Source organism: Arthrobacter sp. TB 26 (assembly GCF_000427315.1).
GTDB lineage: Bacteria > Actinomycetota > Actinomycetes > Actinomycetales > Micrococcaceae > Arthrobacter.
The window spans coordinates 2,887-10,265 of sequence record NZ_AUPJ01000305.1 but is presented as its reverse complement, the minus strand read 5'-3'; the positions used below and the strand labels follow the sequence as shown (position 1 = coordinate 10,265).

Genomic DNA, 7,379 nt, shown 5'->3' with positions numbered 1-7,379 from the left:
CCGCTTCTGGTTACCGGCGGCGGACCGCCAACCGCAGGCTCAGGCGCGGGAGCCAGAGCGGCGCGGCCAGCCGGCCGCAGCACACCAGGAGCAGATCCCGGGGGTGCCTATAAATGGTTCGAAACGCTCACCCCTGTTTGGGCGTCCGCTGGCGCGGCCGGCTGTTGGGTCCAGTGCCTCCGTCGCAGGGCTCCGGACGCCCTGGCCCTGTCTATGTCTGCGACGTTTTTGTATTGCTGTCCTGCGGATTCTAGGCGTCCGCTCCAGCCCGTCCAGCCCCTTCTCCGTCGGGGCCTGCGGTGCAGGAAATGTCCCTCCGGCGCTCCTGCGTCGCTGATTTCCTCCAGGAATTTCCTTCCCCTTGCCTGCGGTAGACAGGCCTCCGTCGGCCGCCGAGCAAGCGAGCTTGCCAGCAACAAAAAAACAACGGGGGAGCAGGGGAGCTGGCCGGTCACCTAAGCCGCCCCACCCACCCAACTTCTCGGACAAGAAGGAGCAACACCATGAACACCACACCCACCCTCGAAATGCTCGACCCGGCCACCTTGACCGTGGACATCAACGTCCGCAAAGACGCCGCCCTGACCGCCGATTTCATCGCCAGCATCAAGGAACACGGCGTGATGGAACCCGTCATCGCCCACCGCAAGGACGACGGGACGGTGCATGTCCTGATGGGACAGCGCCGCACCCGCGCCGCTGTTGAAGCCGGGCGCGACAGCATCCCGGTGATGATCATCGAGTCCCCGGAGGAAGCCGAGCGCATCGTGACGCAGGTCGTGGAGAACATCCAGCGCGCAGAACTGACCGAAGCGGACGAGGCCGACGCCTACCACCAGCTGTCCCTGATCGGCGTGTCAGCCGCGACGATCGCGAAGAAGACCGGACGGACGAAGACGACCGTGGAAGGGGCGCTGAAAGCCAAGTCCTCGAGCGCCGGATCCGCCGCGCTGGGCAAGGGGTACACGATTGAAGCGGCCCTGATTCTGGCCGAGTTTGCCACTGACGGTGACGCGGTGGAGGAGCTGGAATCGGTCATCGCCGATGAACCGGACATGCTCGCCCACGTCACCCAGCAGTTGCGGGACCGCCGCGACCGTGCCGCCGCCCTCGCGGCGCTGACCGCAGAGTTGGAAGCCGCCGGGACCACCGTGGTGGAACGGGCCGGATACGACGCGGACAGTGAGAACGTCCGGGTGTCCTCGCTGAACCGGGCAGACGGGGAACCGGCCACCGAGGAGGACGCCAACGCCGTGCACATCGCCTCCTCCTACAACGGCCATCACTCCACCGTCCCGGTCGTGGCCGGATGGAAGGAGCTGGGTTTCACGCTCCGGTACAGCGGCCACGGCGCGTCAGCGGCGAACAAGGGTCCGATGACGGAGGAGCAGAAGGCCGAGCGGAAAACCCTGATCGAAAACAACAAGCTGATGCAGTCGGCAACTGTGGTCCGGCGCGACTTTGTGAAGTCGCTGCTGGCGAAGAAGCAGCCGCCCAAGGGCTGGCAGCACTTCACCGTTCACGCCATCACCCACCATCCCGAAGCGGCCAGCGGTTACGAGGGGACCGTCGCCGCCGAGATGGCAGGAGCCAAGACGGGGGAGACTTCGGATCGTTGGGGCTGGAACCCGTTGCGGGACCACGTGGCCAGGTCCACGGTACGGCCCGAGGTATCCCTGATCGCGCTGGTCTGCGCAGGGTATGAGAAGACCATCGCCAAGGACTCATGGCGGTCACCGAGCATCCGCCACATCGACTACCTGACCCGGCTCATTGCCTGGGGGTATACGGCCAGTCCGGTCGAGCAGATCATCCTCGACAGCGCCGCCCCCGCCCAGGAACACGCAGCCGCATAAGAGCCCCTTGCCGGGCGGAGCCCCAGCCGCCCGGCAAGGCCCCCGGCCACTCAGCGCATGAGGGTCAGGAACCTTCCAGAGGTCGGGCGGTCCGCCGCACGGTGCGAACCACAGCAGCCACTCACCGGCAGCAGACCGCCGTTTGACGCGACCTCCCGGAACCATCCAAGTGCCGCGGCTCCGGCGATACAATGACACGTCAGCCGTTCAGCGCCGGTACAACATTCAGCTAAGTTGGATCACAGACTTCCTTTGTCCGAGGAGCAGAAAAGGACCGGCCACCAGGCCGGTCCTTTTCTGTTTAACCAAACGCACCCGGACGGCAAACCGGAGACCGGCTCTATACCTGGGCGGTGCAGTTCCTACGGCTCAGTGGTCTTCCTTTGACTGTCTCCGAGTCGGCCGCCCCATACGGAGACTGTGCACGGCCACCGCTCACCCAGGGGGACGTGCGCTGGGGATGGTGACGTGGTGGTTGTGTGCAGACGGTCAGGTGGGTCCCGTCGTCCAGATGTGCGCGGGAAAAGCCCGTAGGAAATAGCTTTTGCCGTGCCCATGTGGGCGAGGGGTTACTACTCGGAGACGCCCGCGGCCGGAGCTGACTCTTGCGCGCCTTTCCGGCCCCGCGGACGCCCGCCGGCCTTCTTGGTCGGGGCGTCCAGTCCGAAGCCACGCAGGTCGGATTCAGTCCACTCGGCGCGCAGGGCAGCCTGGTAGTCCTTGGCGTATTTCTGTTCCGCGGCAGCGAGCAGCTGCGCTGCTTCCTGAACCGAGAGGCCGCTTGCTGCGGCCTGTTTGACGGCGTTGACTTTGGTGTCCCTGGCGGCGTCGATCTTCGCGGCGGCTTTTGCGGCAATGTCGTTGATGTCCATACCCAAACCCTACCGGCCACGCTGACAGCAGGAGGCAGGTTTCCGATGCACCGCACGCGAGGCGAAAAAACCGCCGAAGACGACCTTCCGGAGCAAGCTATACACTTACACGGGTGTAAATAGCTTGTCGCGCTCGACACTGGCGGTCGAGTGCGGCACACTGGTCAGTGTGGTCCCCGTTTCCGGGGTCGCTGCGCTGGGCCTTTGAAGGGATGGATTGAATGTCGGATGAGGGATTCGCTCACCGTTTCAATCTGTCGCGCCGACGTCGGGAGAACACTCCCGCCGGCAGCAAGAAGCGCCGTGACCTGTGGGTCACTGTGGAAGAGGAAGCCGCGCTCGTTGCAAGGGCTGAGCGGGAGAAAGTCACCGTCCCGAAGCTGCTGATTACTTCGGCATTGTCCGAGACCCAGGAGACGACGACCGAACGGCGTGCCGCTATCGCGGAACTGATGTCGCTGCACAATCTGCTGGCGCGTTCTTCGAACAACATCAACCAGCTCGCACGCCAGGCCAACGCCACGAGCGAGTTCCCCGCCGAGGCGCACGAAGCGTTGAAGCACATCCGCTCGGTTGCGATGCGCATTGACGATGCCATTGACGGGTTGATGTAGGGATGATTCCGAACATCACCCGCGGTTCGCGCATGGGCGGGCTCATGGTTTACCTGGCTTCCACGGATGCCAACAAGACGAAGAACGCACACTCTGATCCGCACCTGGTAGCAGGGGACGCTGCGATTATGGCGTGGTACGACGACGGTGTCCTGGACCGTGACGATGCGCTTGCTATTGCCAAGCATCTGGACCGTCCGCGCAGGGCTTATGGCGTATCGGTTCAGATCAAGGACATGCAGTGGGATGCGGCCAAGAAGGAGCGCGTCCACGTCGGCTACAAGGACGCCAGCGTGTGGCACTGCTCGCTGAGCCTGCGCGCCGAAGAAGGCGCCCTGACGGATCAGCAGTGGGGCGATATCGCGAACGATTTCGTGGACTCCATGGGCTTCACCGAAAGCAGCGGCAAAGCGCGCTGCCGGTGGGTTGCGGTCAACCACGGCACGAGTGAGAACGGCAACCATCACATCCACCTGGCCGTCTCCCTGGTCCGCGAAGACGGCACCAAGGCATCCACGCACGGCGACTACAAGAGGGCTCAGGAATCGTGCCGTGAGCTGGAAGTTAAGTACGGTCTGGAGCAGCTCTCCACCGTGCACGCCACCCGCGGCTACGACCGGGCCGAGAAAGCCACCGCTGTCCGGGACGAGCGGGAAATGCACCGCTCCTCTTTGGCCCGGGAAGTCCGCGCCAGCGCCAGCTCTTCCGCGACCGAAGGGGAGTTCGTCCGGCGCGCACGCGACACCGGGATGCTGGTCCGTCCCCGCTATGCGAAGAACACGACCGACGTCATCGTTGGGTACTCCGTGGCCGAACGCCCGAAGCAGGGCGAACGGCCCATCTGGTTCGGCGGCGGCACCCTCGCCTCCGACCTGAAGCTCGGTGCTTTGCGTGAAGAGTGGATGGACTCACCACACCTGGCAACCGAGGCCGCAGCGGAATGGAACGCAGCCGCCCGCAACAGGCGCACCGTGTCCAGGACCGGTCCCGAGAACGGAACCCCACCGGCGGAAATGTGGGTCGAGTACACGCGGAACGCGACCGCACTGGTTGAGCAGCTGCGCACCCTGCCCCGTGATGATCACGCGACCTGGGCGAAAGCAGCAAGGGAGGTATCCGGCGCGTTCGCGGCATGGTCCCACCGGCTCGAACTGACGCCGGGTCCGCTGGCGGCCGCCGCCGCCGAGCTGTCCCGCACCGCCCAGCTCCGGGCCCCACGGCAGCACAGCAAGCCCGTTGCCCTGCCGTCCATTGCCGGCACTGCGATGTTGTTCATGGCCGCGTCCAGCAAGAGCAAGACGGCCGCCCAATCGGCGCTCATGCTGCAGCTGGTGAACACTGCTTTCGCTATCCACGAAATGCACCTACAGTCCGGACGTACCCGTGAAGCGCAGCGGCTCCGGGCCGTCGTCACAGAGCAGCTGAAACCGTTCGCGGCGACCATGCCCCGACCGGTCACCGTGGGTGCGCCGGAACAGGCAGCGGCCTCGAACTCTGTAGAACTTGGACTGCGTGGCATGGCGCCCATCCGTCCAGGGTCAGCGGTGCCGAGCACATCACCGCCGGCCAAAACCCACCAGCGCACGGGCCGGGATTCGGGCCCCGTACTTGACCGATAAAGACCACCACCAACTGCAAGGGGAGCACGATGAGTGAATCAGACGGAATGGACGAGTTGCTGGACGGCGGAATGCGGCAGTCCCTGATGATCGCGTCCCGCATTGCAGAGACGCTGGCCCGTCGCCGGCAGGAGTCCCAGCGGCAGCAGGAACACCAGGATGCCCAGGCAGCCCACGAAGCGCAGGCCCGCCTCACGGCAGAGCGCAGCGCAGCGCGAGCGGCGCTGGCGCCGGTAAATAAGGACCAGTGGTGGGACAAGGCCCAGCCCCACGACATCGCCACGGCCCACGCCGTCGCTGAAGGCTGGAAAGACCACGACCCGACCGCCCTGGCGGCCTCGGAAAAGATCCGTCAGGAAGTCTTCACCCGCTACGGCATCGACACCCGCGAGGCCGGCAAGGACTCTGGATATCTGGAGTCAGATGTCCAGAATGCCGCGACGGACAAGGCCCGGCAGGACGCACTGGACCGCAGCCAGGAAGAGGCACGCGCGGCGGCCGCCGAACAGGAGAAGGCCATGGGCCTGCTCGCTGCTGCCCGTGCCGAAGAACTCCGCGCCCAGGCCGCGACACTTGCACCGGAAATGGAACGCCACCAGGTGCCAGCCGAATACTTGGCCAACCCCGAGCTGGCCCAGGCATTGCAGATTGCACGCACGGCCAAGACGCCCGCAGCAGTGGCGGCCGCGGACGCCACCGTGCAGGAACGCCTGTTCCTCATCGGCAAGGACGGGATCAACGGCCCCGACATCGACCAGCTCCGCAAAGAGACCACAGCGAACGTCAACGGCGCCGGAGATTCACACTTCGAGGATCCCGCGTTCGTGAAAGCCGCCAAGGACATGCACGAAGCCAAACTCCTGGCAGAGGGAGGCTTCACGGGGTCCGAACGGACGCCCGTGGAACAGCGGTACGAACGAGCCGAAAAGGAACTCTTCGCCCGCATGGAAAGCGTCGGCCGCGAGATCGAGAACCGCGTCACCGGCAACCTCAGCCGCCGCCTCAAAGACCAGGGCCTCAAAACGGAAAGCACGTCAGCAACCGACTACGGCTCAGCGGAACGCCAGGAAGCTTTCGCCGCATCCCTCGTAAGTACCGGAGCTAACGAAACCCAAGTCCGAGGACGCGCCGCCGCAGAACGCAGCGAGGGCACACACCCCAGCGCAGCCGTCACCATGGGCAAGGGCGCAGCAAAGGCCAAAAAGACCCCCACAGGGGCAACAATGGGTGCTGATCGGGCTAAGAGCGGTCCCTCCCGCTAAGCCGTTTCCCGGCCCGTTTTGGCACTCACGGGGACTTCCGGCTCTGCCCGCTTAGGTGACTTATCGGTAGCGACCCCCGCCGCCGCAGTAAGTGGTGGTGGAGGTATCCACACCTCTGATGGTTGGAAATGCTTCAAGCCGGATGAGTCCTCCCTCCGTACTGCTACACCGCGACGACCCAGATCGCCTCCGACGCCGACGCGCCAAGGTCGATGTCCCGGTCTCGTCCCTGCAGACGGATGGTGGTGACGTCCGCATATGGACGGTGTTCCCGAACGGAGAGCCTTGTGTCCGGCGCGAGGCCAAGTTCGGTGAAGTAGCGCAGCATCTGTGGATCCGCGTCGGAAATCCGGGTGATTGCCATCGTCCGGCCGATGTCTGCGGCGGAGAGCCGCGTTCCCGACGGCAGGTGCGGACGACCGTCTGCGGTGGGTATCGGGTCGCCGTGCGGGTCCCGTGTCGGATGTCCGAGCTTTTGATCAATACGTTCGATCAGCTTCTCGGAGACGGCGTGCTCCAGGATTTCGGCCTCGTCGTGGACCTCGTCCCAGCTGTAGCCGAGCGTCTGGACCAGGAAAGTTTCCAGGAGGCGGTGTCGGCGGACCATGGCCACGGCGTGGCCCCGGCCCGCGTCGGTGAGTTCGATGCTCCCGTATGGTGCGTGGGTCACGAGGCCCTGCCTGGCCAGTTTCTTGATCCCGTCGGACGCGGTGGAGGGCCTGACGCCCAGACGTTCAGCCATTGTGCCGACGGTCATGGGGGTTGCAGACCACTCCGTGGCGGACCAGATCAGCTTCAGGTAATCCTGGGCTGTAGAGGACAAATCAGAAACCGGCATGCCATCAAGGGTACCAAGCCGGAGCAGAATGTTAGGCTTAACGAACAATTTTCTTAGCGCTACGAAGTGACAAGGAATCGGCATGCCGAAAAAACTCTCGGAGACGTTGCCGAGCAGGCGGTCCATGCTGTCCGGCGCGGCCGCTTTCGCCGCAGTCCCGGCCTTTTCCGCGCTACTGCCTCAGGCGTCCGGCGGGCATGACCAGCATGGCGGGGGCGGAAGCGGCGGAGGGGCGGCCGCGCCGTCGGGCACCGGCTCGGCGACGGGAGGCCGGACATCGGGGACGAGCCCCGCGGCGATGACCAACCATGCCGGCCA

General features: G+C 65.1%; 6 protein-coding genes. 4 read left to right on the top strand and 2 right to left on the bottom strand.

What is annotated here, in order from left to right:
* Positions 1-503 precede the first annotated feature (503 nt).
* Positions 504-1,856 (top strand): ParB/RepB/Spo0J family partition protein, encoded by a 1,353-nt coding sequence (locus tag K789_RS0110980; protein WP_024366800.1) that lies wholly within the window; start codon positions 504-506, stop codon positions 1,854-1,856.
* Between the two features lie 572 nt (positions 1,857-2,428).
* Here the strand turns inward: K789_RS0110980 and K789_RS0110975 are convergent.
* The gene (locus tag K789_RS0110975) at positions 2,429-2,728 is read right to left on the bottom strand and encodes a hypothetical protein (protein ID WP_024366799.1); all 300 of its coding nucleotides are present in this window, start codon (positions 2,726-2,728) and stop codon (positions 2,429-2,431) included.
* Positions 2,729-2,949: 221 nt separating this feature from the next.
* Between K789_RS0110975 and mobC the strand changes: the two genes are divergently transcribed.
* Genes mobC through K789_RS0110960 form a run of 3 tightly spaced genes read left to right on the top strand, consistent with a single transcriptional unit; the run spans position 2,950 to position 6,223 of the window.
* Positions 2,950-3,342 carry a plasmid mobilization relaxosome protein MobC gene (mobC, locus tag K789_RS22890; RefSeq protein ID WP_024366798.1) on the top strand — a complete coding sequence of 131 codons (393 nt, stop codon included), beginning with the start codon at positions 2,950-2,952 and terminating at the stop codon, positions 3,340-3,342.
* Positions 3,343-3,344: 2 nt separating this feature from the next.
* Positions 3,345-4,961, top strand: a complete 1,617-nt coding sequence (locus K789_RS0110965; protein WP_024366797.1) for a relaxase/mobilization nuclease domain-containing protein — start codon at positions 3,345-3,347, stop codon at positions 4,959-4,961.
* A gap of 29 nt (positions 4,962-4,990) precedes the next feature.
* Positions 4,991-6,223 (top strand): hypothetical protein, encoded by a 1,233-nt coding sequence (locus K789_RS0110960; protein ID WP_024366796.1) that lies wholly within the window; start codon positions 4,991-4,993, stop codon positions 6,221-6,223.
* 163 nt (positions 6,224-6,386) lie between these two features.
* On the opposite strand, the gene K789_RS0110955 is transcribed toward K789_RS0110960, so the two are convergent.
* A complete protein-coding gene (locus K789_RS0110955; RefSeq protein ID WP_024366795.1) occupies positions 6,387-7,061 on the bottom strand; it encodes a metal-dependent transcriptional regulator in 675 nt (224 codons plus the stop codon).
* Positions 7,062-7,379 lie beyond the last annotated feature (318 nt).

Bases quoted from the DNA above. Each gene is read 5' to 3' on its own strand.
- K789_RS0110975 (WP_024366799.1), bottom strand. From the start codon at position 2,728: ATGGACATCAACGACATTGCCGCAAAAGCCGCCGCGAAGATCGACGCC.
- K789_RS0110960 (WP_024366796.1), top strand. From the start codon at position 4,991: ATGAGTGAATCAGACGGAATGGACGAGTTGCTGGACGGCGGAATGCGG.
- K789_RS0110980 (WP_024366800.1), top strand. From the start codon at position 504: ATGAACACCACACCCACCCTCGAAATGCTCGACCCGGCCACCTTGACC.
- K789_RS0110955 (WP_024366795.1), bottom strand. From the start codon at position 7,061: ATGCCGGTTTCTGATTTGTCCTCTACAGCCCAGGATTACCTGAAGCTG.
- K789_RS0110965 (WP_024366797.1), top strand. From the start codon at position 3,345: ATGATTCCGAACATCACCCGCGGTTCGCGCATGGGCGGGCTCATGGTT.
- mobC (WP_024366798.1), top strand. From the start codon at position 2,950: ATGTCGGATGAGGGATTCGCTCACCGTTTCAATCTGTCGCGCCGACGT.